The sequence below is a fragment of the Myxococcales bacterium genome, from assembly GCA_016706225.1.
Lineage (GTDB): Bacteria > Myxococcota_A > Polyangia > Polyangiales > Polyangiaceae > JADJKB01.
In genome coordinates, this window is the sequence record JADJKB010000025.1 from 326133 (window position 1) to 351675 (window position 25543).

The 25543-nt window shown below is 68.8% G+C and carries 14 protein-coding genes; 5 read left to right on the forward strand and 9 right to left on the reverse strand.

Annotated elements, in window-relative coordinates; all coding sequences use genetic code 11:
• Positions 1-14: 14 nt before the first annotated feature.
• The 3 genes from IPI67_40060 to IPI67_40070 form a co-directional block, all read right to left on the reverse strand.
• Entirely contained in the window at positions 15-5474 is a 5460-nt protein-coding gene (locus IPI67_40060; GenBank protein MBK7586371.1) for a hypothetical protein, read from the reverse strand.
• On the reverse strand, positions 5471-10153 hold the full coding sequence (locus IPI67_40065; protein MBK7586372.1) for a tetratricopeptide repeat protein: 4683 nt from the start codon (positions 10151-10153) through the stop codon (positions 5471-5473). Before IPI67_40065 ends, IPI67_40060 begins: the two co-directional genes overlap by 4 nt.
• Positions 10154-10235: 82 nt before the next feature.
• The gene (locus IPI67_40070; GenBank protein MBK7586373.1) at positions 10236-10790 is read right to left on the reverse strand and encodes a peptidylprolyl isomerase; all 555 of its coding nucleotides are present in this window, start codon (positions 10788-10790) and stop codon (positions 10236-10238) included.
• A gap of 91 nt (positions 10791-10881) precedes the next feature.
• Between IPI67_40070 and IPI67_40075 the strand changes: the two genes are divergently transcribed.
• Genes IPI67_40075 through IPI67_40090 form a run of 4 tightly spaced genes read left to right on the forward strand, consistent with a single transcriptional unit; the run spans position 10882 to position 17117 of the window.
• Positions 10882-14766, forward strand: a complete 3885-nt coding sequence (locus IPI67_40075) for a zinc-ribbon domain-containing protein (protein MBK7586374.1) — start codon at positions 10882-10884, stop codon at positions 14764-14766.
• On the forward strand, positions 14751-16067 hold the full coding sequence (locus IPI67_40080) for a M48 family metalloprotease (GenBank protein ID MBK7586375.1): 1317 nt from the start codon (positions 14751-14753) through the stop codon (positions 16065-16067). Before IPI67_40075 ends, IPI67_40080 begins: the two co-directional genes overlap by 16 nt.
• A 7-nt stretch (positions 16068-16074) precedes the next feature.
• On the forward strand, positions 16075-16584 hold the full coding sequence (locus IPI67_40085; GenBank protein MBK7586376.1) for a GTP-binding protein: 510 nt from the start codon (positions 16075-16077) through the stop codon (positions 16582-16584).
• Complete coding sequence (locus tag IPI67_40090; GenBank protein ID MBK7586377.1) at positions 16581-17117, forward strand: cobalamin biosynthesis protein CobW; 537 nt, start codon at positions 16581-16583, stop codon at positions 17115-17117. Before IPI67_40085 ends, IPI67_40090 begins: the two co-directional genes overlap by 4 nt.
• A gap of 82 nt (positions 17118-17199) precedes the next feature.
• Here the strand turns inward: IPI67_40090 and IPI67_40095 are convergent, their stop codons facing one another.
• Both IPI67_40095 and IPI67_40100 read right to left on the reverse strand, forming a co-directional pair.
• On the reverse strand, positions 17200-17712 hold the full coding sequence (locus tag IPI67_40095) for a hypothetical protein (protein ID MBK7586378.1): 513 nt from the start codon (positions 17710-17712) through the stop codon (positions 17200-17202).
• A gap of 33 nt (positions 17713-17745) precedes the next feature.
• On the reverse strand, positions 17746-18462 hold the full coding sequence (locus tag IPI67_40100) for a hypothetical protein (GenBank protein ID MBK7586379.1): 717 nt from the start codon (positions 18460-18462) through the stop codon (positions 17746-17748).
• 153 nt (positions 18463-18615) lie between these two features.
• On the opposite strand from IPI67_40100, the gene IPI67_40105 reads away from it, so the two are divergent.
• The gene (locus tag IPI67_40105; GenBank protein MBK7586380.1) at positions 18616-19899 is read left to right on the forward strand and encodes a hypothetical protein; all 1284 of its coding nucleotides are present in this window, start codon (positions 18616-18618) and stop codon (positions 19897-19899) included.
• Positions 19900-19958: 59 nt separating this feature from the next.
• Here IPI67_40105 and IPI67_40110 read toward each other — a convergent pair whose 3' ends face one another.
• The 4 genes from IPI67_40110 to IPI67_40125 all read right to left on the reverse strand — a co-directional run bounded on the left by IPI67_40110 (position 19959) and on the right by IPI67_40125 (position 25427).
• Positions 19959-20738, reverse strand: coding sequence for a methyltransferase domain-containing protein (locus IPI67_40110; protein MBK7586381.1), 780 nt, complete (start codon positions 20736-20738; stop codon positions 19959-19961).
• Between the two features lie 111 nt (positions 20739-20849).
• A complete protein-coding gene (locus tag IPI67_40115; protein MBK7586382.1) occupies positions 20850-21299 on the reverse strand; it encodes a hypothetical protein in 450 nt (149 codons plus the stop codon).
• Positions 21300-21383: 84 nt separating this feature from the next.
• Positions 21384-23477, reverse strand: coding sequence for an RNA polymerase sigma factor RpoD (rpoD, locus tag IPI67_40120; protein ID MBK7586383.1), 2094 nt, complete (start codon positions 23475-23477; stop codon positions 21384-21386).
• 54 nt (positions 23478-23531) lie between these two features.
• Entirely contained in the window at positions 23532-25427 is a 1896-nt protein-coding gene (locus IPI67_40125; protein MBK7586384.1) for a toprim domain-containing protein, read from the reverse strand.
• Positions 25428-25543 lie beyond the last annotated feature (116 nt).

Consider the following 25543-nt stretch of genomic DNA (forward strand, 5'->3'; position numbering starts at 1 on the left):
CGTCGAAGCTGCGCTCAGCCTTCGACGCCGAGCCGGCGCCGCGCCTCGGCGTACTGCTCACTCACACTGAAGACGGCGAGATCGCGCGCCTCCGGGTTGCGCACGATCCACTTGAGGCGTTCGCTCGCGTCTTCCGGTGGGCCTTCGGGGTGGCCGCCGCCGAGCGCGACCCCGAGCAACGCGGCGCTGGGTGAGCCGAGCGCCAGGAGCGCGGTGCGGTTGCCCCACTGATTCACGGCGGTGCCGAGCTGCGAAGCACGGTTGCCGATCGAGCCGATGACCTCCATCGCGAGGACGGGAACGTCGGTGTCGAGCTCCCGCACCAGTGCCGCCTTGAGCCGAGTCTGGTGTTCGGCAACCTTCTTTGCGTCCACACCCGCCGGTTGCCAGGTCGGAGCAAATACGCTGAGCATGCCCGCAAGCACCGGCCAGAGATCGATCGGGGCAGTGCGAGACAGGGTCGACGCCCGGGCTTGCAAGAGCTTCAGTGCACGCAAGATCAAGAACGTGCGCGCCGTCTCGTCGATGTCCGCGGCGAGCAGCTCCGTGCCGAGCACGAGGCGCGGGGGCGCGGAGCTGGCCGGCGTGCAGGTGGGGCCGAGCGCTGCGGACGCATAGACCTCCACGTTGTGGATGCCGAACGCGGTGGCCATCTGTTGCACCTGCGACGCGAGCACCGCGGCTTCGGACGGCAAGGGTGTGGCGCGGATGGACCGCAGATCCATCGCGTAAGCACCGTCGAGCGCGTCCCCGACCTTCTTGAGCAACGCTCGCAGCGGCAGGTTCAAGAGCTCCGGCGCGAGCAGGTCGTCGAGGCGGGCGTCCCCCGCCTTGAGACCAACGCCGTCGATCTGGGGTTGCTGTCCGGTCAACGCAGCGAGGGTCGCGTTGGCGACGCGCGCCGCGTCGGTTCCGCCGCGCAGCTCGGCTACCGCCGCCAGCGATTCGAACAGCGCCGCGTCGAAGCGCCCGGTTCCGAGCGCCCGACGCGAGTCGTTGGCCGCTCGGTCGAGGAGCACGTTCAACGCAGTCGCCTCGCCACCGCGGCGATAGAACTCGGCCAGCGCCCGCAGCACGACGCCGTCTTGCGGCCAGGTCTTGCGCGCCTTGTCCAGGGTTGCCTCGGCTTTGCGCCGGTCGCGCTGCAGGTCTTCCTGCACACGGCTGAGCTCGATGGTGCGATCGCGTTTTTCTTCCGGCGTGCCTGCACGGTTCAAGAGCTCGGTCTGGAGCTCGAGTGACTTTGGGATGTCCCCGAGTCGTCCGTAGACCTGCACCAGACACTCCATTGCGCCCACGTCGTTCGGGAGGCGTTTCAGGACCTCGCGGTAGGACAGCTCGGCGCGCTGCGGGTTCGGCAGGTCGACGTCGTACAGGCCGCCGAGCTTGCGGTAGATTTCCGCTTGTTGCTCCGGCTCGGTGGACTGACGGGCCAGGCGGATCCAGGCCTGTTCGGCGCCCTCCCAGTCGCCCTCGTGCACCGCGAGCTCGGCAAAGGCATCCAGCGCATCCGCGTGATCGGGGTTGGCGTCCAGCGCGGCGGACAGCGCCTCTTTCGCGGCGGACCGGTCGCCGATGTCGGCCAACGCCTTGCCCCGCGTCACCTCGAGCGAGACCCGCTCGTCTGGGTCGTCGGTCAGGGCGATGCGCCGCTCGAGCAGCTCAGCCAGTTTCTCTCGCTGCTCCAGCTTCACGTACAGATCGCGCAAACGCGGGAACACGTCGGCACGGGTCAGATCGAGGTCGGCGACGAATTCTAGAGCGGCTTGACCGCGCTCGTCGTCCTTCACCGCGTCCAGCCAGAGGCAACCGGCTTTGTGCCAGAGCTCTGCCTGGTGAGTCGGGACGGTGCTTGCGCCGGCCAGCGCCTCGAGGGCCTCGGCAGCGCCGCGTGCGTCGCCGAGCTTCTCCAGGATCTCCGCCTGGCGGGCCAGCGCCACGGGGTGCTCGGGCACCAGCTCGACGGCGCGGTCGAGCAGGGCTTTTGCGTCTTCGAGCTTGCCGAGCCGAATGGCTGCCTCGGCGGCACGGAGCGCGAGGGTGGCGGCATCGATCGCACGTGCGACGCGTTCGCTCAGCTGGCGTTCGACCGCCAGACCGAGCTCGTCGTCGTCGCCGTTACGGGCGGCGACACTGAGCGTGCGCAACGCCCAGAGTGACGGCGGAGGGTGGGTTTGGGTGAGCTCGGCGAGCTCCCGCAGCCCATCGGCATTGCCGGCCAGCAGGCGCAAACGCGCCGCCAGCATCGCGTGCGCCGTGGCTTCGTTGCGATCGAGCAGGCCTGCCAGCGTCGCTGCGATTGGTTCGAGCTCTTCCGTCCGACCGTCGGACAGGTAGGCGTGCTCGAGCGCGCGCAACGCCCTCAAGTTCTTCGGGTTGCTCTCCAGGATCGCGCTCTGCCAGAGCAGCGCGCTCGATGCGTCTCCTCGTGCAACGTCGAGGGCGCTCAGGCGTTCGTAGAGCTCCTCCTGCTTCGCCGGTTCGGTCGCTGCCTTCGCCTCAGCGAGCAATTGTTCGGCGAGCTCCGCGCCTCGGGGTCCGAACGCTGCCAGGCGCTCCGCGGTGACTCGGGCGAAGGCACTGTCACCGGCCCCCGCGGCGGCCGAGGCCGCCCGCGATGCGGCGGGCAGGTCGTCCGCACGTTCGTATTCGAGCGCAGCCTCCACCAGCAGGCGCACCTTGCCAGAGCCTTCCTGCGAGGCGGCGACGGACTCGCGCCACGCTCCTCGGGAGCTGCCAGCGGCGGGCGACAGCCGCTCGAAGAGCTCGTGCATGGAGACGTCGGCGGCGCGTGCTTGGCTCGCATCGGCGAGCAGTGCGGCCGCGGCTTCGCCGTCGGAGTCGGCGAGCAACAGCGCCTCACGGATCTTGTCGAACGCCTCTTCGATGGGATCCGAAGCGTTCTCTTTTCGGCGCCGCAGCCAGCTGAGCAAGGCTTCGCCGTCCCCTCGGCGCCGGGCGTGCTGTTTCCCCAGCCGATACGCAAACGGCAGCCCGGGAGCGAGCTCCTGTGCGCGATCGATGAGGGCCGGGAAGTCCGAGCTCTCGGAGCCAACCCGGAGTGCGGCCTCGGTCAGCAGCAACGACTTGGTCACGTCGTCGCCGGCCGCGTCCGACAGGCCCACGAGCAGGTCGACCATCGCGCTCGGGTCAGCAGTTCCCGAGAGCGCCCGCATCGCCGCTTCGGACGCGGGATCGGCTCGGAGCGCCGCAGAGTACTCGCGGGTCGCAGAGTCCTTGTCCTTGCCCAGTTCGTGCACCAGTCCGGCCGCCAGACGCCGGTCGCGCTCGGCGATCGGGTCGTCCGCGCCGGGCCAGCTCGCAAGGACCTGGGCCACGCGGAACGCCGCGCTCGCCGACAGGGCCAGCTCGGCCTCGAGGGCGTCGACCAATGGGTCGCCCTCGTGTGCGACCGAATACCGCTCGAGCGCGGCTCTGAGGATGCCGGGCTCCGCGCCCTCGATCTGCGCGGCCACCATGCTGTGTCCGAGCGCAACGGCGGTGCGGCTCTTTTCATCCCCGCATACGAGGTCGGCCTGGGCGGACAAGGGCCGCATCGTGTACGCGGCCGCGCTGGCCAGCGGTGCGAGACGCGGGTCACCTTCGAGATCGCTGAGCCAGCGCTCCGCCAGCTCGGCCCCACCGCCGGTGAGAGCCGCGAGCGCAACGCGATCCGCGATCGACAGCTCCGCGCGATCGGCGGCATCGCCGGTGAGCAGCGCGGACAAGGCGGAAGGATCACCTTGTTCGAGAGCGCGCGCAGCCAGGGCTCGGCTCGCCGCCGGCGCGTCAGTCCGAGCCGCGATCGCCTTCAGCAGGTCGATGGCTTGTGGTCGCGTCGAAGCGTGCGATGCCAACAGGGAAGCTGCGAGCCAGCTGGCGGCCATCTCGAAGCCGGGGAGCTTTGCGAGCTTCGCGGTCGCGACGCCTGCGCTCGCGGCGTCGCCGGTGGCCAGAGCGCGCCGGGCTCGATCGAACTGGACTGGCAGGGACTGGGTGTCCGGGCTCGGCGGCGCCCCGGAGCGCAGGCTGGTCAGATCGGCCAGCGCGCGCGCCAGCGGCAGCAGGTCTCCGTCCAGCCCGGCTGGGGCCGCGGCCGGCTTCGAGCTGGCACCGAGCTCCCTGCCCAGCTTCATCAGCGCGGGACGCGGGTCTCTTGCGTCGAGCTTGTGCAGCACATCGAGCCTGCGATCGGCCTGAGTGTCGTCCTTGGCGACGAGCCGTGCGAGCTCCGCGCCGAGGTAGACCGCGTGCGCCCGGACATCCGGGTTCGCACTGCTCTTGGCCTCGGTATCGAGCGCAACCGCGACGGTCTTGAAATCCCGCTCCTCTGCGGCCAGCAGCCGGTTCTGGCGCTGAGCCAGCGGCGCCGTCGGAGTGAGCGTGAGCGCGAGCTTCGCGGACGCGCGCGCGTTTGCCGCGTTGCCGGCCATGGCCCAGAGCTCGCTCGCAACGAGCAGCACTCGCGCCTTCGCCGCCGGATCACTGGTGGCTGCGGCTTCCTTGTCCAACCACTCGGCGCGCGCGACGATACTCTCGAGAGCGTCTTGCTCGGCGAGGTGAACCGCAGCAGGTCGGTCTTGTTCCCAGTTGGGCGGCGTCCACAACGGCTCGGGTGCTGCGGCTGCGCCGGAGCTAGCGTGTTCGTCGTCGTCGGCTCCTTCGTCGGCGAGAAGCTCCTCCGCGGGAGCCTCACCGGCGTCGTCACTGGCGCTCTCGTCGGGCGCATCGTCAGCTCCGACGTCGTCGTCGGCGGGGGCAGCGGGTTCGAGGACCGCTGGCGATGCGACGACGGCGGGTTCCTCAGGGCCCCAGTCGTCCTCGAGACCGCCCACCAACGCGTCGATGTCCGCGTCCGAGCTCGTCTTCGGCGGAAGCTCAGTGAATTCGTCGGCCCTCAGGAGGGCGTGGGAGACCTCGTCCGGCACGGGCGGCTCGTGCTGGGGCGCAGACGGGGCGGGGCGGGGGACCCCGGGCCGCGGGGGCAGCGGCGGTCGCGGCGGTGACGCGACCGGACGCGGCGGCGGAGCGGGCGCTTTCGCGGGCACCGGCGCTGGCGCAGGTTCCGGGGCGGGCACTGACGGTGCCGCCGCCTCCAGCAGATCATCGACGTCATCCAAGCCTGCGCCCGACGGTGGCGGTGCGCTGACGGGCGGCGCGAGCGGCGGCGCCTCGACGTTGACGGGCGCTGCGATCGTGACCTCGTCCGCGGACCACGCACGTTCGTCGGGCTCGAAGAGTTTGTCAGGCGCCGCGGCCTCTGCTCCCGTCTTCGCGCTTTCGGCTTTGGCCGTCGCCGGCGGCTGGCTCGGGGCGGGATCGTCCGACAGCAGCGAGTCGAGCAGGGCGTCGGGCTCGAAATCGAGATCGCCGAGCTCCTCGCCGATGCTGCGCGCGCTCGCACTTCGGCCGGCGCTTCCGGCGCCCGGCGCGGGCTGTTTGCCCTTCTCCTTGGGATCTTCGGGCTTGCTCATCGAACGCCCATCCCAAGTTGCTCGCGCAGCCTCAGGTAGTTCGGCGAGAGCACGAAGGCCAGAAGGCGCGAGGTACGTTCCTGCGATTCCATCGAGGCTCCGAGCTGGCCGCGAGGTTGTCCGGCGCCCGAGAGCACCCAGGAGACGTCGCCAGCGGCGATCGACGCCAGGCGATCGAGGCTCGACGTGGCCGCGCGCACCCACTCGGCCGGGTCTTGACCCCTGCCTGCGGCACGCGCCGCCAGGTCCGGGAGCAGCTTCTTCACTTTGCGCGAGACTTCCTTGGTGAGCACCCGCAGGAACTCGCCGAGCATTGCGTACTGCGGCGAAGGCATTTCGTAACCGCCCACCCGACACGTGGCGACGACCAGCGCTGCGACGTCCGTAGCGTCGCGGTGTTTCAAGATCGTCGTGCCTCGCTTGAGCGCGAACAGCTCCCGCGCGAGCGCCTGGCGATGCGCAGCCGACAGCGGGGCTTGCACCGCGCGCCCGACGACGATCGCCGGCGTCTCGGTTGCTACCCCGAAGATGCCCTGATCATCGGGCCCTCCGACGTAGAGCTCGAAGTCCCCGATGCCCAGCGCACCAGCCCACGCTGCGACCTCGTTGCGTACCGGCAGTCCCGAGCGCGGGTCGACGCGTTCTTTCTTGCTCACGCCGAACGCCGACAGGTTCGGCCCGAGGGCATCCGCGAACGTCGTTGCCATCGCGATCATCAAGTCTGGAATGGGCCCGGCATCATGCGGGTCGCAAAGATCTGGCAGCGCCCGCGGGTCGATGGCGATTTGCGGGACGCGCGCCACGCGTTGGTCGAGAACCGTCAGCTCGTGATCGACCTCGGGCGAGCCCTCGCCGAGGGCCACGAGTGCACCGAGCGCCGCCTGACGCAGCGGCGGGTTCTCTGCGCGGGCCGCGACCCGGGCCAGGCGATCGACGCGCTCGGCGTCCAGCGGCTCGCGCATCAGCCCCTGGACGAGCGCGGCCTGCCCGTTCTCGAGCAGGGCTCGGTCGATCTCCGGGGGAAACACGCCGGAGAGGACGAGGTCCAGGGCCTCGCCGTCCGCTGGGGACTCCGCCAAGAGGCGGGTGACGGCGGCGGCTGCAGCGCCGGGCTCGCCGATGCGATCACGATGGATGACCATGGCGAGTCGCGCGGCCTCGATGCGGCCTTCGCTCTCTTCGCGCTCTTCCATCAGCTCTTCGAGCACCACGGTGGCGCGCTCCCAGGCTTGCGCTTTGGCCGCCGCGCGCGCGAGTCGCTCGCGCACCGGCAAGGTCGACAGACCGGATCGGTAGAGGCCGTCGAGCACTTCGAGCGCCTTGTCGATGTCGCCCAGTTTGTTCTCGTAGATGTCGACGGCGGCCACGCCGCTCATCAGGCGTTGTTTCACCGGAGCTTCGGCCAGGCTCGAGAGTCGAGCGAGCTTCTCGGCGGCCTCGGGCAGCTTGCCGGACGTCAGGTAAATCTCACCGGACAGGGCCAGCGCGCCGACGTGATCCGGTTCGAGCAGGGTCACGTTCTCGAGTGCCGTGAGCGCGCCGTCCCGGTCGCCCGCCTCGCGCAGCACACGAGCGCGCTCCCAGTAGAGCTTGGCGATCTCGTCCGGATCTTCCGCGACCTCGAGGCGCAGTGTCACTAGCTCCAGGAGTCGGTCTCGGTCTTTGCGCGCTCGGACCAGACGGAACAGCTTGTCGAACGACTTGAAGCGCCCGATGTCCCGGGCGATGGCGCGGGACAAGGCGAACTCTCCGCGCGCGGTGTCGCCGAGCTCGTCGATCAGCACGAACGCGGACTCTTCCCACAGCTCCGCGCCCCGCGCGTCGTCACTCACCGCATCACCGAGCGCCGCGCTGGCCTCGGCGACGACCCCGCGGTCGCCCATCAGATCGCCCGTGACGCGCAGCCCTTCCCAGCCAATGATTTCTTCTGGGTGCTCCTCGACGACCGCGCGGAACGCCTCGAGGGCCGCGTCGGCGTCACCCGCCACCAGCAAGTTCCAGCCGGCGAGGGCCCGCGCGAGCGCAGTGCTCTCCTCTCCGAATGCGCCTTCCACACCGCGCAGCGCGCGAGCACGACGGCGTGGGTCCGAGCCCGGCGGGGCAAGCTCCAGGTTCGTCAGCCGCGCCGCGGGGCTGTCGTCGTCCAGGAGCGGCTCGCCCTCAGTGCCCGAGAACAATGCAACGACGGCGGCGCTTGCGCGCACGGTCGCGGCGGGACCTTGCGGAAGGCGCTCGGCCAGGGCGCGGCGGGCGCCAGCTTCCGCCTCTCGGTCGGATGCCGCGATGGATGCGCCCAGCCACTCCAAAGCCGGCGCGACGCTGTCATCGGCGTGGGCCCAGGCGGCGGCCGTCTCGAGTCGACGAGACGGGTCGAGGGTACCCGCCTCGAGCTCGGCAAGGTGCAAGGCCGCGCGCGCGACGGCCTCGGCATCACCGCCGAATGCGGCCACATCGTCCAGGGCTTGTTCGCGTGTCTCGTCCGCGCAGTAGAGCGCTCGGCCCAGCAGCCCCGCGTCCCGCACCGCGGCGTCCGCCGAGGTGGCGACGAGCTCGAGTGCTTCGAGCGCCGCGTCGCGATCGCCTTCTTTGCCGACCTCCAGACCGAAGCGTTCGAGGGCCTGGCTGCCGTCGCCGGGATCCTCGCTCGAGGTGAGAGCCCGTCGGCGCGCCGAGACCGAGTCCGGCTCCGCTGCCCGAAGCGCCCACGCCAGCACCGGGCCGCCCGCGGTCGGTGAGCGATCCGCCGCGCGGGTGAACGCCTCGACCGCCCGCGCGCGCTCCCCGCCCTGCCAGAACAAGATGCCTGCTTCGAGCTCGAAAGCAGCAGCCAGCTCCGCGTCCTCGGCGACGGCCGCATTCGCGGCCAGGGCCTCTGCCGCGCCGATGGGCTGTTCACGCTTGCGCGCGAGGGACGAAAGCGCGGCGGCTGCGGCCAGATTGCTCGGGTTGTCTGCACACAGCGCTCGCAGCTGTTCGAGCGCGTCAGTTTCGCGGCCCCCGATCAGCGCGCGCAGCACCATCGCCATACGCAGCGCGCCTCCGGCGGCGGGCTCGGTGGCGAGGCCGACCAAGCTGGCGAGGGCTGCGTCCGCCTTGCCTTCCGAATCACTCGCCAAGAGCGGCAGTGCGTAGGCTTCGAGCGCGCTACCGAGCCAGCGGCCCGCGTCAGAGTCCCGCAGCGAGCCCAATGCCGCTCGTGCGTGCTCTTCGTCGCCACGCAACAGTCGTGAGCGCGCGAGCTCGAACCAGATCCCGACGAGCTCGTTCTCGGCGGCGTGCGCGCCGATCAGGCGGCGTGTGGCTTCTTCGTACCAAGCTCCGTCGTTGGCGAGCGTCGCGAGCATCCGGGCGACGCGCGAGACGGTCAGCGGGGAAGCGCCGTACATACCCGCTTGGGACAACGCGGCCTTCGCACCACCGACGTCGGAGCCGAGACGGGACCAGGTCTCGGCCGCGACCAGGAAGTATCGCGCTTTGGCCTCGTCGCTTCCCATCGACTCGGCGGCGGCCTCGAGCGCAGCGGAGAGCGCCGCAGGGTCCGCACCGGAGTCCACGAGATCGAGCTCCAGCACGCGCGCCGGAATACTGCCGGGATCTTCCGTGAGGGCGCGGCGCACGGCTTCGAGTGCTTGCGCCGAGTCACCTTGCGAGGCCGCAGCCTCGGCGACGCGCAGCCAAAGCGCAGCAGCGATGCCGCCCTTGGCGCCGCGCTCGAGCTCACCCTTGGCTAGCTCGGCGCTCTTGTGTGTGTCGCCCGTGACCTCGGCCACGACCAGCCGGGCGTGCGACAAAGCGGGCTCGTCGGGCACGCGAGCGATGGCTTGATCCAGGAGCGCCGCGGCATCACCGACCTCGCCACGCCGCCGATGGGCGTCGGCGGCGCGGAGCCAAGCGTCGGCCGCGTGCGCCGCGGTACGCGAGTGCTGCGGCACGCCGAGCGAGTCGCCCGTCGCTGCATCGGACTCGGCGCGCAGGAGCAGTGCAGCCTGGGATTCGAGCGAGCGCGCGACGACGTCGAAGCGAGAGCTGCGGTTGCCCACGAGCTCCAGCGCGCGGAGCGCGGGATAGGTTGCCTGGCTCTTCTGCTCGATGGCTCGTTCGATGCGCTCGACGGCCGTGTCGGTGTCCCCGTCTTCGAGGCTCAGCTGCGCGGAGTCGAGCAAGAGCAGGGCACGCCACGCCGGATGCTCACACAGCGCGGCTCGTGCACTCAGTGCTCGGGTTCTCAGCTCGCCGTCACCGAGCTTGCCCGCAAGTGCTTCGAGCGAGAGGAAGACCGCCGAGTCGTCGGGTTTCTCCTCCGCGGCTTCCTCGAGCACGGCGCGCGCCGTGTCCGTGTCCACCTCGACGTCGACCAGATGCGCTGCGCGCTCGAGCAACGCGCGCACGCGTTCCTCTGCGCCCTCCGCGACCTGCGACAGTCGATCGAGCAGCTTGCCCAAGTTCTTGCTCGACCCGCTCCGCTGAATGATCTGAATCAAGCGCTCGAGGGGCTCGTGAAATTCGGGCTCAGCGTTCACGGCATCGAGCTGATCGCGAGCCGCCGCGCTGCTGTCGCCGCTTCGTTCCTCGAGCACGGCGATTTCGTGCATGAGGATCGCTCGCGCGACGGCGCTGTCGGCGCTCTCGTGTTCGGCGCGCAGGCGCGCGAGCTCAGTCTCTAGCGCCTCAGTGGTCATGGCTTCCGATGGGCTGGACATCTACGGGGACGAACCGGGTAACACTTACCTTACGCGGGGTTGTCGCCGAAAGCGCGGAGTGTCAGTCGACCCGGCGCACAACCCAGTATCCGCGGGGGGTATCCAGGGGGTCTGGATGCACGGCGCCCTTTTCCAGGGTGAAAAGTACGTACTCGATCTCCGGTTCCAGGACGCCGCGGGGGATGCGCCCGGCGTCGCTGGTCGAGCCGCGGTCGCCCTTTTTCACCGCGTCGCCGAAATCCTTCTTGGCGTCTTCCACGACCGCCTTGGCCTTTTCGAGGGCTTCCTCCTTCGACCGGGCGCCGGGTGGGGCGAACTGCACGCCCTGATAAGTGAACAGAATCACGCCGAAAGACACCGCGGAGGGGGCCGCGTTCGGGAGCGGCCTGCCGCCGTCGGTGGTGTCTTCGGGGCTCGGAACGAGGCCTGCCGTGGGGTCTTCGTCGCCGGCGCTGCCGCTCGGGATCGGCCCCGGCAACGCGACGGGCTCCGCTGAGACCGACGCGCTCGGCCCGGGGGCGCTCGAATGGGAACCGGAAGGCCTGGCCTTCATCAGAGCACCCACCAAGGCGCCGGAGAACAGAACGCCAACCACCACCGAGGTCCAGCGATGCATTTCGGGAGAGCGACTACCACGGTCTGCTGCGCGCGGGCCGCAGAAAGCGCGACAAGTCGAGCGATATCCTGCTAAGACAAGCGGCAGGCCCGTGTTCAAGGTGGAGTGCCCGGGGTGCAATGCGCCCTATCAAGTCGACGAGCGGCGCGTCCCGTCGAGCGGGCTCAAGATGCGGTGCCCGAAGTGCGGCAATTCGTTCCAGGTCGATCCGCCGCCGGATCCTCGAGCGACCGGGCCGAGCCCGCTCCTTGCCAGTGCCATGACGGCCGGAGCGCCGGCGAAACCCGGCGCGCCGCCGGCCCGCAAACAAACGATGCTGGGAGTCGCGAGCCCCGGCGGTGCGGCGCCCGCTGCCGCCAAGCCGGTTCCGAAGGCCACCCTGCTGGGAACCGCAGCGCCGGCCCCTCCGCGCCCCGGGGGACCTCCTCTTCCGCCTCGACCCGGGCAAAAACCCCCGGCATTCACGCCGGATGAGGCCGACCTGCCCGCCCTCGTGGCCCCCCCGCCGGCCTCGGCCGAGTTCGCAGATTTCGGCGATATCGGGATGGATCTCGACCTCCCGGCAGCGGCGGCCCCGGCAAAACCGGCACCGCCCAAACCGCCACCGCCTCGGGCTGCGCCTCCGCCAGCTCGGCCTGTCGTTCCAGAGCCGATCGAGGTCGACCTACCCGCGCCGGTGGTGAAGAACCCGAAAAGCACCGTCATCGGCATGGGCTTTGGCGAGATCGACCTTCCCGGGTCGCTGGGTGCCCACCCCGAGGCAGAGGAGTTCGACCTTCCAGCGGTCGGCGCTCGCCGAGCCGGTGGTCCGGCGTCCGCCCTCGACCTTCCCACCGCCGCCACCGGCAGGGGTGGTTTCGGCGATATCGATCTGCCGGTCGCTGCGGCCGATCTCCCGGCTCGTGGGGGCGGCGGTTTCGGCGAGCTGGATTTGCCATCCCTGAGCGCGGAGCTGCCGACCGTGGGCGGCGATCTGCCGGCGGTCCAGGCCGGGCTCCCGGCGGTCCAGGCCGGGCTCCCGGCGGTCCAGGCCGGGCTCCCGGCGATCGGCGCCGGACTTCCGGCCATCAGCGCCGGCCTCCCAGCAATCGGCGCCGGGCTCCCCGTGCCCGCTGCGGGCTTGCCTGCCCCTGCTGCCGGTCTTCCGGCTCAGGCCGCCGGGCTTCCGATGAACGCCGCGGGCATGCCGATGAATGCCGCGGGCATGCCCATGAACGCCGCGGGCATGCCGATGGCCCGTGGCACCCAGCCGATGGGCGCCGCATTCGGCGAGGTCGATCTCGGAGGAGGCGGCGCGCAACAGTCCTCTCCGCCGTGGGGTGCTCAGCCCGGCGGCGACGCCTCCGGCGTGGTCCGCCAGTCCGGAGGCGGCACTGCGTTTGGTGAAGTGAACCTCGACGCTGGCGGCGGCGGTTCGATCGACGCGGCGCGCGACGACATGGAGTTTGGCGGGTTGCCGCAGGAAGGAGCAGCCCCTGCCGAGGGCGCCGCGCCCGCGCAGGCCCGCGCGCCGGTGCAGCGCGTCGCGCGCGAAGAAGAGCTCGAGCCGCCTCCAAAGAGGCGCAGCCTCAGAGCCATCGCGGCGGTCGCTGTCGTTTTGGTGTTGGCGGGGGGGGCGTTGGCCCTCGTGCCGAGCGTCGGTCCGTTCGGTGTGCTCTGGGTCTACGACACGCTCAAGAGTGGCGACTATCAAAAGATCCTGGCCGACACCGCCAAGGGAGTGCGGGACAATCTCGCCAAGGACACCTTCCCCGACGCAAAATTGGCCTACCAGATCGCCGAGGGGGCGCGCGCCAAGAACAAACGACAAAAGGGGCTCGCTGCCTACGTCGCTTATGTGGCGTACGCGCGGGAGCTGCGCTTCGGTGCCGATCCCGAAGTGAGCGCGCGTGCGCAGGTGCTGCTCGACGAGCTCAAGACCGAGCAGCTGAAGGACGTGCCGAACCTCGAGCTCGCGCGCGCCGCCCAGGCAGCGGCGGCCAACAAACCGATAGCAAAGGGTTTGCTGGAGGCGCTGGCGAATGCAAGGCCGAACGACATCGACGTGCTGACGCTTCAGGGAGATTTTGCCCTAAAAGCGCGCGATCTGCAGGGCGCCGCTGCGGTTTGGGAAAAGGCCGAAGGCATCGAAAAGAGCGCGCGCACCGCCTATGGCCTCGCGCGCGCGCGCTTCGCCGCAGGGGATCGCAAACAGGCTGAAGAGCTCGCCAAGGTCACGCTGACGCGAAGCCCGTCCCACGCCGGGGCGCGGACGCTCACCGCGCGCGCAACCTGGAACTTCGGGCAAGAGGCCGCCGCGACCAAGCTGTTGGAAGAAGTGACGGCAAGCGCGGGCACCGCCAGCTCGGCCGAGCTGGTCGAGGCGTTCACGTTGCTCGGGGAGGTGCACCTGGCTCGCTCGCGGGTCACTCACGCCGAGCGCGCATTTTCCGAGGCACTGAAGATCGATCCCAAGTCCGCCCGCGCACTGGTGGGGCTCGGCGACGCACTGTACCGGTCCGGCCGCTACTCCGAAGCCCTCGCGCGCTTCGAGGCCGCCTCACAGGCTGACGACAAAGAAATCACCGCGAAGATCGGCGTCGCCAAGACGACGCTGGCTCTCGAGCGCAATCAGGATGCGACCACCACAGTGAACAAGCTGCGCGTGGATTTTCCGACCAGTGTGCTCGTCGCGTACTGGTACGGCCGCGTTCAGGAGGCGGTGGGCAACCGCAAGGAAGCCGAGGCGGTGTTCCGCGCGGTGCTCAAGGCCGGTGGCACCGATCCCGACATCGCGCTCGTGCACATCGGCCTGGCCCAGCTGCTCAACACCCTCGGCAAAACGGACGACGCTCGGCAGGTGCTGCTCGACGCGAAGAAGGCCCTGCCGGAGTCGGTCATGATCCTGGTGGCGATCGGTGACGTCTCGGTGGCCCAGGGCAAGACCGAAGAGGCGGTGACACAATACATCGAGGCGCTCAAGCTCGACCCGGGCGACGTGGGGGCAAAGTTCAAGCTTGGCACTGCCTATCGACGCGACAAGAAGTTCGAGCTTGCCGCGAAGACGTTCGATCAGGTTGCGACGGTCGACAAAGACTACCCCGGCCTCGCGCTCGAGCGCGGCCTCCTGTTCGAAGCCTCGGGGCGAAGTGCGGAGGCGCTGCAAGCGTACGAAGATGCGCTCGCCAAGGCGCCGAACGACACGGATCTGATGCTGCGCGTGGGGTGCGGGAAGGCAACGACCAAGGCCGCGAAGCAGGCCGGCGAGATGATCAGCAAGGTGCTGGAAAAGCGCCCGAGCTCGGCCGAGGCGCAGCACTGTCGCGGCAAGGCGCTCATGACCGAGGGCTCGAACCTGGCCGAGGCGCTACGTACGCTGGAGAAGGCCGTCGACCTCGATCCGAACCGCGCCGACTACCACTTCTGGGTTGCGTGGGCCGCCAACGAAGCTGGACGCCCGGCGCGCGCCGAGGTCGCCGTGCAGAAGGCCATCGAGCTCGACGCGGGGCTCGCCGACGCCTACTGGCAGCGCGGCGTGCTTCGCTTCAAACAGGGCGCCGTGCGGGACGCCGTCAAAGATCTCCAGAAGGCCCTGCAGCTCAAGCCCAGCCGCATCGAGGCCCACGCAGCGCTCGGTGACTGTTATTACGACCTGGGCAAAGAGGGCGAAGCCCTGCAGGAGTACCAGTCCGCCGTCGAAGGTCAGCCCGACAACTTCCTGTGGCGGTTCCGCTACGGCAAGCTGCTGGCGTCCAGCAATCGCAACGGCGAGGCGGAGACGGAGCTCACGAAGTCTCTCGAGCTCATGGCGAAGGCCGGCGAAAAACCGCGCTGGGAGTGGGAGGCGCATCACATCCTGGCGCGGGCCATGGGCGCCAAAAAGGAGGCCATTCCGCACTGGGAGGCCTTCCTCCGGCTGGCTCCAGCAGACAATCCGTACCGAGCCGACGCCAAGAAGAACCTGACCGCGCTCGGCAAACCGTGGGACGGCAACTGAGCTCCGCCGCGGCGCCTGGGGCCGCGCTCGCTTCGAAGCTCGACGTCGATCGCATCGTCTTCGATGGTGATCGGGACCTCAGACGCGAGCTCCTGGCGGATAAACGCTTCGTTCGCTTGCTGATCGCCCGGGACGCGGACGCCGCCAGTGTTTCGGCGCGCCGCCAGCTGCTGCTCAGCGCATTGCGCCTGTCGCCGGCGATGGCACCAGAACCTCTCGCTGCGCTGTCACACGTCAGCGAAACGCTGGGCATCGAAGCGGACGTCGAGCTCTACTGCGTGTCCGAGACGCGCATCAACGCCTTCGTCGTGCCACCCCGGGATGCCGGCGGCGTCCTGCTCGTTGGTCTCACCAGCGAGGCTCTCGAGCGCCTCGACGAGGGGGAGCTTCGCTTCGTGCTCGGTCACGAAATCGGCCACGCGCTCCTCGGCCACTTCAACCTGTCCGTCGCCGATCTCGTGGGGCACGACGACGTGGCACCCATTCAGCTCGTGCGCCTGGCAGCCTGGATGCGCTACGCGGAACTGTCCGCGGACCGCGTCGGGCTGCTTTGTTCGGATGACTTCGACGCGGCGGTACGGGCGTTCTTCAAGCTCACCAGCGGGCTCTCCAAACCGAGCTACCTGGGACACGCCCGCGCTCACGCCGACCAGCTCGCCGCGGTGACCCGGGACCAGATGGAGAGCAGCGAAGCGGACTGGTTCGCAACCCACCCGTACAGCCCGATCCGGGTCAAGGCGCTCGACCTGTTTGCGCGCTCCGAGACGTTTCACGCCCTGGCAGGTCGCAGCGCATCGGAGGCACGTTTCCACCGCTTCTTGGGCAAGAGCGGCGCGCTCTTGCCGGAGCAGGAACTGGAGCGCGAGGTCTCGGGGCTGATGAGCTTGATGAATCCGAGCTTCATGTCGGACGACCTGGACGTGGTCGTCTGGACGCGTGAGCTGTGCGCGCTCGCCGGCATGGCCGTGGCGCTGGCCGACGGACGCATCACGCGCGGCGAACGCAAGGCGCTGGGCAAGCTCGTCGGCCGACGCGGCATGGTCGACAAAGCCGAGGCGCTGCTCGAGCTGTCGCCGGCGGAGCACGACGCGCGCTTGCGCCAGGTTGCCGAGCGCCTCAAGTCGCATCTGTCTCCGCTCGCTTGCCGCAAGGTCATCGAAGATCTGCTCGCCGTCGCGTTGGCAGACCGGCGGCTCGATCGTGCAGAGGTCGAGACGGTGATCGAAGTTGCGGGTCTGATCGGGATGCCCGCGGAAGAGGTCGAACGCAGCTTGGTGCGGCTACTCAAACACCTGGATTGAGGTCGGCATGCCGGCAGACGAAGCGCCTGCGCGCAAACGCTACGAACCCGTGCCCGCGACGCTGATCGGCGGTTTCCTCGGCTCTGGCAAGACCACGCTTCTCAACCGCATCTTGGCCGGAGAGCACGGGCGGCGAGTCGCCGTGCTGGTGAACGACTTCGGCGACGTGAGCATCGATGCCGAGCTGATCGAGGCAGCGGACGAGACCAGCGTCACCCTCACGAACGGCTGCATCTGTTGTTCGATCAAGGACGATTTGCTGGGTGCAGTGCAGCGCCTCCTCCGTCGCGAGCCGCCGCCGGAGCAGCTGGTCGTCGAGCTGTCGGGGATCGCCGATCCCGGCAGTGTGCTGCGCACATTCGCGCTGATGGAGCGGCGCTGGCCCCTGTTCGTCGACGGCGTCGTTCTTGTCGTCGACTCGGAGCAGTTTCCGGAGCCCGACGAGCCACACTTCACCTTGGCGCGCGAACAGCTCGTCCTGGCGGATGTCGTGCTGCTCAACAAATGGATCTGGTGACTCCCGCGCGAGTGGCCGAGCTGCGGAGCAAGATCGTCGAGTGGGTCCCGACCGCTCGCGTGGTCGAGACGGTCCGAGCCGAGGTGCCGCTCGAGCTGCTCTTGGGGCTCGGCCCGGAGCTGACACGGGACCTCGAAGAGCACGCGTCGGCCCCTCTCGCCAGCGCGACACCGCACGGTTTCTCGACCTTCACCTACCGCAGCTCCGCACTGCTCTCGCTCGCAAAGCTGAGAGCAGCGTGTACCGAGCTGCCGAGCGCCGTCTTCCGAGCCAAAGGCTTCGTGTATCTCGACGCGCGCCCGGATCACCGCACGCGCTTGCAGATCGTCGGACGTCGCGCGCGCATCGATCTCGGAGAGCCGTGGGCTGGGAGGAAGCCGGAGACTGTGCTCGTGTTCATCGGCGGAGCCGCAGGATTCGACCCGGCGTCGCTGGCCGCGAGCTTTGCCGCTTGCGAAGCCGATCCGGGCACACGGCCCTCGCTGCTCGGCGCCGCGGTGGAGTGGCTTCGAGGCAAGTTCCTGGAGCGTTGAGGCGAGCGGCACGACCAGCCCAAAGGCAGCCCGCGTTGGGCCTCTTCGTGCGAAGATGGCAGGCGAGGGTTTTGGAAACGGATCAGACTGAGCGCGGCTTACTCGACCCCAGTGAGCTCGACCTGCCGGATCGCGCGGCGTGGCTGGCGACGTTGTCTTCGCGCCAGTAGACGTGTTGGGCGTCCGCGCCGATGACGAGCACTTTCGCGCCGGACTTCGCCATGCGCACCGGCACGCCTCCCGCTCGTGGCACGCACCAGATCCCGTGCTGCTGCGAGGCGTCGAGTGCGTCGGAGTAGTACAGCGCTTGGGAATCGACGGCCAGGCTCGTCGGCTTGATGTTCTCGACGAGCGGGACGGGGGTCGAGCCGACGGCATCGATGCGAAAGATCCCGCCCTTCCCAGATTCCAGGTCGTGTGCCCAAAAAACGACGCCGCCCTCTTCTTTGACGAAGTCGTCGGGCGTCGTCGTGTCAGCAACACTGTCGATGACGACGCCTTGCTCCGCGCCCGTCAGTCGCGTTCGCCGCCGTCGCTCGCGCGCAATATCGCGCGCTGTGCGGGGGAAACGCGCCGAGTCACGCCCCGGCGTCACCCTCCGCGACCTCGCCGCCGGCGCTGTTTCCTCTCACGGAGTCTGACCTGCGAACGCCCCGCAGCTCGGGCACCTGGCGCCCGGGCTCATCACGAACAGCGCCGCGCAAAACGGACAGCGGGTCGCAACGAGCTCCACAGCTGCCAGCCCGAGCTCAGGACGTTCGCGCCGCAGCCGCAGTGTGGCCGCGACGAGCAGATCACGCAGCGCATGCTCGGCCAGGTTCGCGCGGCGAAGTGGCAGTGACGACGAGCTCTGGAGGCCGATGAGGCGCAAGCTCGCCGGCTGTCGCGTGACGGCCTCGTCGTATCCCAGCGTGGGTGAGAAGGTGATGCCGAGCAGATCACTGCCGTCGATGATTTGTTCATCCCAGCGCTCGCCGCCGCGGGCGTGGTAGGCGCGCAGGCTCTCGGCACGGATCTCGACGACGGTGCTCGGCAGCGGGCCGCTGCCGCGGACGTCGGCCCAGGCGTGTCTGAGCTTGCGCCGGCCATCGGGCGAAAGTGCGAGGAGACCGAGCAGCGGCAAGCAGAGCACGAACAGGATCGTGCCGAAAACTCGCTGCAAGGCGGTCGCCGGTCGGCTCTGTTCCACGACCTTCAGCGCGTCGACATCGCGCGTGATCTCGATGCCGTGCTGCTGCAGGACCGCGCTCGAGCGCTGCTCGTTCAGCTCCTCGGGGTGAGCCAAGAGCGGGCGCCCGCCGTACGGGGTGGGTTCGAGCTGACCACCGGATCGGGGTCCGAACAACCCGGTGCGGAGCCGGCCAAGAGCGCGCAGGTCACCACGAACGGCCGCCGGGGCCGGGCAACTGCACTCATCAGAGCAGGTTAGCACGCGCGTCTGAGCCGGTAATGTCGCGCAAGGCGACGCCGCCGGGGGATGGAGTAGGGTCCCGGCCAGATGCGGGTGCCTGACAGCCTGGTGGCGCTCTTGGACTACGGAGTCCTCGACGACGTCGTTCGACCGCTGATGAGCGGCAAGGAAGCACAGGTCTATCTGGTCGTCTCCGGTGGGCGGTACGCCGTGGCCAAGGTCTACAAGGACGCTCAGGACCGCTCCTTCAAACACCGCGCCGAGTACACCGAAGGGCGCAAGGTGCGCAACAGCCGCGATCAGCGGGCGATCGCCAACCGTTCCAAACACGGTCGAGCGAAGGACGAGTCCGCCTGGCGCTCGACCGAGGTGGACATGATTCACCGGCTCCACGCGGCGGGTGTGCGCGTGCCCGTTCCCTACCATTTCATCGAGGGGGTCCTCCTGATGGAGCTCGTGACCGACGCCCAGGGAATTCCCGCCCCGCGCCTGGGCGACCTTTCGTTCGACGCCGTGGCGGCGCGTGCGATCTACGACCGCCTCGTCCGAGCGGCCGTCCAGATGTTGTGTGCCGGCGTCGTGCACGGCGACCTCTCCGAATTCAACGTGCTCGTCGGTGCGGACGGCCCCGTGGTGATCGACTTTCCGCAGTCCATCGACACCGCTCACAACACGAATGCTCGGACGCTCTTGGTCCGCGATGTCGACAACCTGCACCGTTTTCTCGCCCGTCACGTCCCGTCGGCGCGTCGCCTCCCGTACGCCGAGGAGATGTGGAGCCTCCACGAGCGCAACCTGCTGACGCCCGATACGGTTCTCCGCGGCGACTTCCGCGCGGCGGCACGACGCGCGAACACCGCCTCGGTGCTCGACATCATCCGTGACGCAGACCGCGACGAGCGAAAACGGCGCGACGCGCTCGGGCTCCGTGGCGGTCCGCCGGCGCCCGCCCATCCAACACGCGGCGGCGGCGGACGTGGACCGAGCTACGATCCGCACGCCCGTCGGCCGCAGGCGCCGCCGCCGCAGCAAGGCCGGAGCGCGCCTGCGAAGCCTACCCCGCCCGTGTACCAGGGACTCCGGGATGAAGGTCTGAAGTTCTTCCGGCACCTCCGCGATCCTGCGCCGCCGGGCGCGGCTCGAAACGGCAAACATCCCCAAGGGCCGCGACCCCAGGGCCAGCGGCACGGACAAGAGCAGCAACAGCACCGGCAGCCGGAACGTCCGCAAGGGCAACCGTCCCAGGGGCAGCGTCCTCAGGTGCCGCCGCCGCGAGGCCAGCATCCCCAGACACCAGCGGCGCAAGCGGGGTCGCCGCAGGCGCAGGCCTCGGGGTCTCGGCGGCCGCGTCGGCGCAGGTCCCGCCGATGACTCTCCGGCTCACGAGCGGGCCTGGCCGGAACCTGGCGCGGCGCTGACTTCGACGACGCTCAGCCTCGGCCGGTGGCGATGAAGACTCGGTGCGGGATCCGGAGCGGCTCGGGGAAGCGTGAGGCGAGCAGCTCGGCGAGCGAGGCATCGAAACGAGCCGTGTCCTCCGCGCCGAGCACGGCGCCGACACCGTTGCAGGCGCGCATCCGCCCGCGCCACCCCTCGTGTGTGAACACCACTGGCTCGACCCAGCTGACACTCTCGACTTCATCGAAGCCCGCGCGGTCCAGATCACGCACGTGAGACTCGAAGATGCCGGTGAGCCCTGCCATGCCCCAGCTCGGGTTGAACTCGAGGATCAGCTGTTCCGTCAGTGCCGCGACCGAGCCGGGGGTCGGAACGTAACAGAAGCTCGCGATGATCAGCCGCCCTTCGGCCGTGAGCACGCGCCGCGCCTCCGCCAGCGCGCGGTCGGAGTCGAACCACCACCAGCACTGCCCCGCCGCGACCACGTCGAAGGACCCTTCGGCCTCTTGCGTATCCTCCGCCGTCGCGCGCTCGAAGCGGATCTTCAGTCCGGCAGTGCTCGCGCGCTGCCGGGCGCGAGCGAGGAGCTCCTCCGAAGGATCGATTCCAACCACGTCCAGCCCGCACTCGGCGAGGGACAGCGCGACCGTCCCGGTCCCGGTCCCGAGATCCAGCGCGCGCTGCCCCGGCAGGGCCCAGCGTTTTTCCAACAATCGCTGGCGAAACGCAGCGGGAAAACCAGGGCGGTGTCGATCGTAGTCGTCAGCGGTCCGCCCGAACTCGATGGCGCGGCCTTGGTTGTCCAGCGGCATACGCGCGAAGCGTAGCGCGCCGTGCGGGTGCCCGTCGTCATTCGTGCGGTTGCCGCGCGCGCAACGCCAAACCTTCACGACTCCCGCCGCGCGACGCTCTGGCCGACTGCGTCAGCTCGCCTCGAAGAGCGCCTTTGCGCCCGGGCGTCCGAGCACGATGAAGGTGAAGACCCCGAGCAGCGTGCCGAGCGGGACGCTGGTGCACATCAGGGCCGAGGCGATCATGATGAGCACGCGGCGCTTGCGCTTGCGCAGCCCGGACGCCGCAAGCAGGTGAACGACGAAGAGTGCGCCCATCATGACGCCCACCACGAGGCCCACCGCGATCGTCGCGCCCGCGGCCACCGCGGCGCCCCTCGGATCAGCGCCGCCGCTCGTCGCGCTGACGCCGAACACACCGCCGAGGAGGATGAAATAACCGACCATGCCTAGCGTGCCGCAGCCGAGCAGAGCACTCCAGACGTAGTGAAGAACGGAGAGCAGGTTGAGGTCGCTCGCGTCTTTCGCGGTGTTCGCCGCGTATCCGCCTGCTGCCACGTTGGCGTAGGGGCTCGGGTTCATGTTTGGGGGCACGCTAGACGAGTCTCTCACCAAAAGCAGAACGGCGCAGTCGCTGCGCCGTCCGCCTTCGCTCGCTCCGCGAGCTCAGTTCTCGATGAAGCTCTTCAGCTGCTTGCTGCGGCTCGGGTGCCGGAGCTTTCGGAGGGCCTTCGCCTCGATCTGGCGGATGCGCTCGCGGGTGACCTCGAAGTCCTGGCCGACCTCTTCGAGGGTGTGGTCGCTCTTCTCGCCGATGCCGAAGCGCATGCGCAGGACCTTCTCCTCGCGCGGCGTCAGCGTCTTCAACACCTTCCGGGTCTGCTCCGAGAGGTTCATGTTGATGACCGCGTCGGCGGGGCTGATCACACTCTTGTCCTCGATGAAGTCGCCCAAGTGGCTGTCTTCCTCTTCACCAATGGGGGTCTCGAGGCTGATGGGTTCTTTCGCGATCTTCAGGACCTTGCGCACCTTGTCGAGCGGCAGCTCCATCTTCTCCGCGATCTCTTCCGGCGTCGGCTCGCGGCCGTACTCCTGGACCAGGTAGCGGCTGGTGCGGATGAGTTTGTTGATCGTCTCGATCATGTGCACCGGGATGCGGATGGTGCGAGCCTGATCGGCGATGGCGCGGGTGATGGCCTGCCGGATCCACCAGGTGGCGTAGGTCGAGAACTTGTAGCCGCGCTTGTACTCGAACTTGTCGACCGCCTTCATCAGGCCGATGTTGCCCTCCTGGATGAGGTCCAGGAACTGCAGGCCGCGGTTCGTGTACTTCTTCGCGATGCTGACCACGAGGCGCAGGTTGGCCTCGACTAGCTCGGCCTTGGCCTTCTCGGCCTTGCGCTCGCCGTCCATGATCGACTCGTAGGTGCGCATCAGCTCGTTGACGTCGATCTTGAGCTCTTCCTCGACCTTCTTGACGCCCTTTTGCGCGCTCTTCAGCGCTTCGCTGACGTCCCCGAGCTCCTCCGTATCGATGCCGAGCCTCTCAGCCAGGGTGCGCTCCGCTTCCGGATCGTCCTTGGCTTCACGCAGCATCTTCTTGAGCTCGTTCTTGCTCGACCCGGACTGCTTCTCGAGCTCGATGGCCTTCGACTGTGCGTTCTGCACCTTCTCGATCATCGCCTTGAGCTTGCCGACGATCTTGTCGATGGTCTTCTTGTTGAGCCGCATCTCTTGCAGGGTCTCGACCAGCTCCTGCTTGTTCTCGCCGAACTCCTTGTCGATCTGCTTGCGGCGCACGTCGTTCGTGGCCTTGCGCTCTTCCCCGAGGTCGAAGTGTTTCTTCTCGAGGCGCTTCACGCGTTCGATCAGGCGGATGATGCGGCGGTCCGCCTCCTCCTCGTCGAACTCGTGCTCCTCGTCCTCGGCGTCCCGGACGATGTCCTTCACGCGGATCTTGTGCGCCTTCAGCCGCTCACCGATGTCGATGATCTCGCGCACCGCGACCGGGCTGGTGAGGATCGAGCCCAGCACCTCGTTCTCGCCCTCCTCGATGCGCTTGGCGATTTCGACCTCGCCCTCGCGGGTGAGCAACGCCACGCTGCCCATCTTGCGCAGGTACATGCGCACCGGGTCGTTGGACTTGTAGTAGTCCTCTTCGCCAGCCTTGGCGGCCGGGGCAGGGGTCTCCGGCTCCTCGTCACCCTTGGGCTGCGGCTTGCCGGAGCTGAGCTCCTCGTCCGCCATGTGGCGGGCCTGGATCTTCAGGTTCGTCGCGTCGTCGACGACCTCGATGTCCTCGTCGTCGAGCGTCGAGAGCACGTCGTCGATCTGATCGGGCTGCACCGCGTCGGGCGGCAGCGCCTCGTTGACGTCGTCGTAGGTGAGGAAGCCCTTCTTCTTGCCGAGGCTGATCAGCTCGGCCACACCCTGTTTGCTCTTGCCGTTGCCCTTCGCTTTGGCGGGCGGCGGGAAGCTCGAGGTGCTGCGCTCTTCGGAGTCCGGCGCGTCGTCGTCGTCATCGTCCGACTTCGCCTTGCCCTTCGCCTTGACGGCACCGTTCGGCTTTTGCGCGGCGGCCTTGCCCTTCTCGCGCAGGAGCTTCTCGCGCTCCTTGTTCTTGTCGTCTTTGCTCGACTTCGAAGTCGCCTTCGCCGCGACCGCCTTCTGAGGAGCAGCCTTTGCCGCAGCCTTGGCGGCAGGTTTGGCCTTCGCGCTGGGCGCAGGCTTTCCTTTCGCTGGGGCTGCCTTCTTCGGCAGGCTGGTCTTCTTGATCGGCTTCGTCGCTTTCTTTGCTACCACAGCTACCTCGATTCAAAGCCCGTGACGCTCGCGCGTACGGCGCATGTGCTCACGCAGCAGAGCCATTTCCTGATCGACATCCCCAACGCTCGCCGCGCGCTGAAGCTCCGCTACCACTTCGCTTCTTCTTCGCTTGAGCTCGAGCCGTTTCAACTTCTCGACGTTCTGCAAAAGCTCGAGCCGAGCGTCCTCGAGACGTTCGTGTCTTGGGGCGGCCAGCCGAGCGGAGGCGAATGGATGGATCGAAGGCCCGAGCTTCGCAAGGATAAGTTCAGGGTTTTGCAACTCACCGTCTTGACACGCTTGACGCAGTGCGGCAACCCCGCCCGCTACGTCCCCCTCGACGAGGTCGACCCCGGCGAGCACCTCGTCATCGCCGAGAAGCGCCGGATAGTCCAACAAAGCGCCGAATATCACCTGTTCTATCTCGGCCCGACCGGCAGTCGAACGGGCTCGATCGGGCGCCGCAGCCCGCGGTGGGGGGCTGGCCTCGCCGCTGCGCATGCCGGCGAGGACCGAGCTGCGGAGGGCGCGAAAAGTTCGGTCGTCGCCCATGCCGAGGTGGGCGGCGACGCGATCGGCGTGCTGTTCCGCCAGCGCGCGGACCGCTGGGTCGTCCTCCGCCGCGAGCAGCTCGGTGATCTCCTTCAGCTTCGCGGCGCGGGCGTGGGCGTCGGTGCCGGAGAAGGAGTCGAGGGCGGTATCGATCAAGTACTCGAGCATGCCGCGGGCTGCGCCGACGACCCGGCGAATGGCCTCGGCGCCATGCTCGCGCACCAGCTCGTCGGGGTCGGTGCCCTGGGGCAGGGTGGCCACCTTGGCCATCAGCCCGGACTGTTTGCACGAGTCGCGAGAGGCGATCACCGCCCGACGTCCCGCGCTATCACCGTCGAAGAGCAGCGTGACGTTCGGCGCAAAACGCTTCACGAGCCGCGCCTGCTCCGCTGTGAAGGCCGTGCCGAGGGGTGCCACCACGTTCTTGATGCCGCGGGCGTGCAGGCTCATCACGTCGAAGTTCCCCTCGACCAAGACGGCGACCCCACAATCGCGGATCGCGCTCTTGGCCTGATACAGCCCGAACACGGCCTCGCGCTTCTTGTAGATGGGTGACTCGGGTGAGTTCACGTACTTCGCCGGTGGCTCTGCTGGGGCTCCGCCGCCGATGCGCTCGACGCCGAGGCTGCGGAGCTCCGCGTCCTCGGGATCGGGCAGCGCGCGACCGCTGAAGGCGATCACTCGGCCTTGCAGGTCGAGCACCGCGAACATCAGGCGGTGGCGAAAGCGATCGTAGTGTCCACTGCCGCTCTTGCGGGGCACGAGCAGTCCGACCTGCTCCGCCGCGAGGTGGCTCATGCCGGCATCACGCAGGTGCGACGCCAGCGCGTCCCAACCGTAGGGTGCGTAGCCGATGCGGAAGGCCTGGAGTGCGTCGGCGATGGGTCCCGTGGGATCGTCGGCGCGCAGCTCGCGCTTCTCGAGCTCGCGCTCGGCGTGGCGCCCCAGGGAGTGTTCGCGCAGCATGCGCTCGAAGAACTCGGCGGCCACGTTGCCGACGGCGTAGAGTTCTTCTTGGCGGCGGCGGGCCTCGACCTCGGCCTTGCGCTCACGTTCGTCGTGGTGTTCGACGATGGTGATGCCGGCGCGCTCGGCGAGGCGTCGGATCGCCTCGACGAAGGACAGCCCCTCTAGCTCCATCAAGAAACGAAAAGCGTCGCCGTGCGCTCCGCAGCCGAAGCAGTGATAAAAGCCCCGCTCTTCATTGACGTGGAAGCTCGCGGTTTTTTCTTTGTGAAATGGGCAGAGCCCAGTGAACGAGCGGCCCCGCTTCTGGAGCTTCACCGTCTCGCCGACGAGCGCAACGATGGCCGTGTGCGCGCGCACACGGTCGATGGTCTCCTGCCCGATCACCGCGGGAGGCATACTCCAAATCGGCCCCGCGCCAAGCGCCCGCAACGAGTTTCTTTCGTAGTCCCCCCGCGCGAGCGCCCTGCAAGATGGATGCCCAGGGGCGCTTTCGAGCGAAG

Bases quoted from the DNA above. Each gene is read 5' to 3' on its own strand.
- IPI67_40060 (MBK7586371.1), bottom strand. From the start codon at position 5,474: ATGAGCAAGCCCGAAGATCCCAAGGAGAAGGGCAAACAGCCCGCGCCG.
- IPI67_40065 (MBK7586372.1), bottom strand. From the start codon at position 10,153: ATGACCACTGAGGCGCTAGAGACTGAGCTCGCGCGCCTGCGCGCCGAA.
- IPI67_40070 (MBK7586373.1), bottom strand. From the start codon at position 10,790: ATGCATCGCTGGACCTCGGTGGTGGTTGGCGTTCTGTTCTCCGGCGCC.
- IPI67_40085 (MBK7586376.1), top strand. From the start codon at position 16,075: ATGCCGGCAGACGAAGCGCCTGCGCGCAAACGCTACGAACCCGTGCCC.
- IPI67_40105 (MBK7586380.1), top strand. From the start codon at position 18,616: ATGCGGGTGCCTGACAGCCTGGTGGCGCTCTTGGACTACGGAGTCCTC.
- IPI67_40110 (MBK7586381.1), bottom strand. From the start codon at position 20,738: ATGCCGCTGGACAACCAAGGCCGCGCCATCGAGTTCGGGCGGACCGCT.
- IPI67_40115 (MBK7586382.1), bottom strand. From the start codon at position 21,299: ATGAACCCGAGCCCCTACGCCAACGTGGCAGCAGGCGGATACGCGGCG.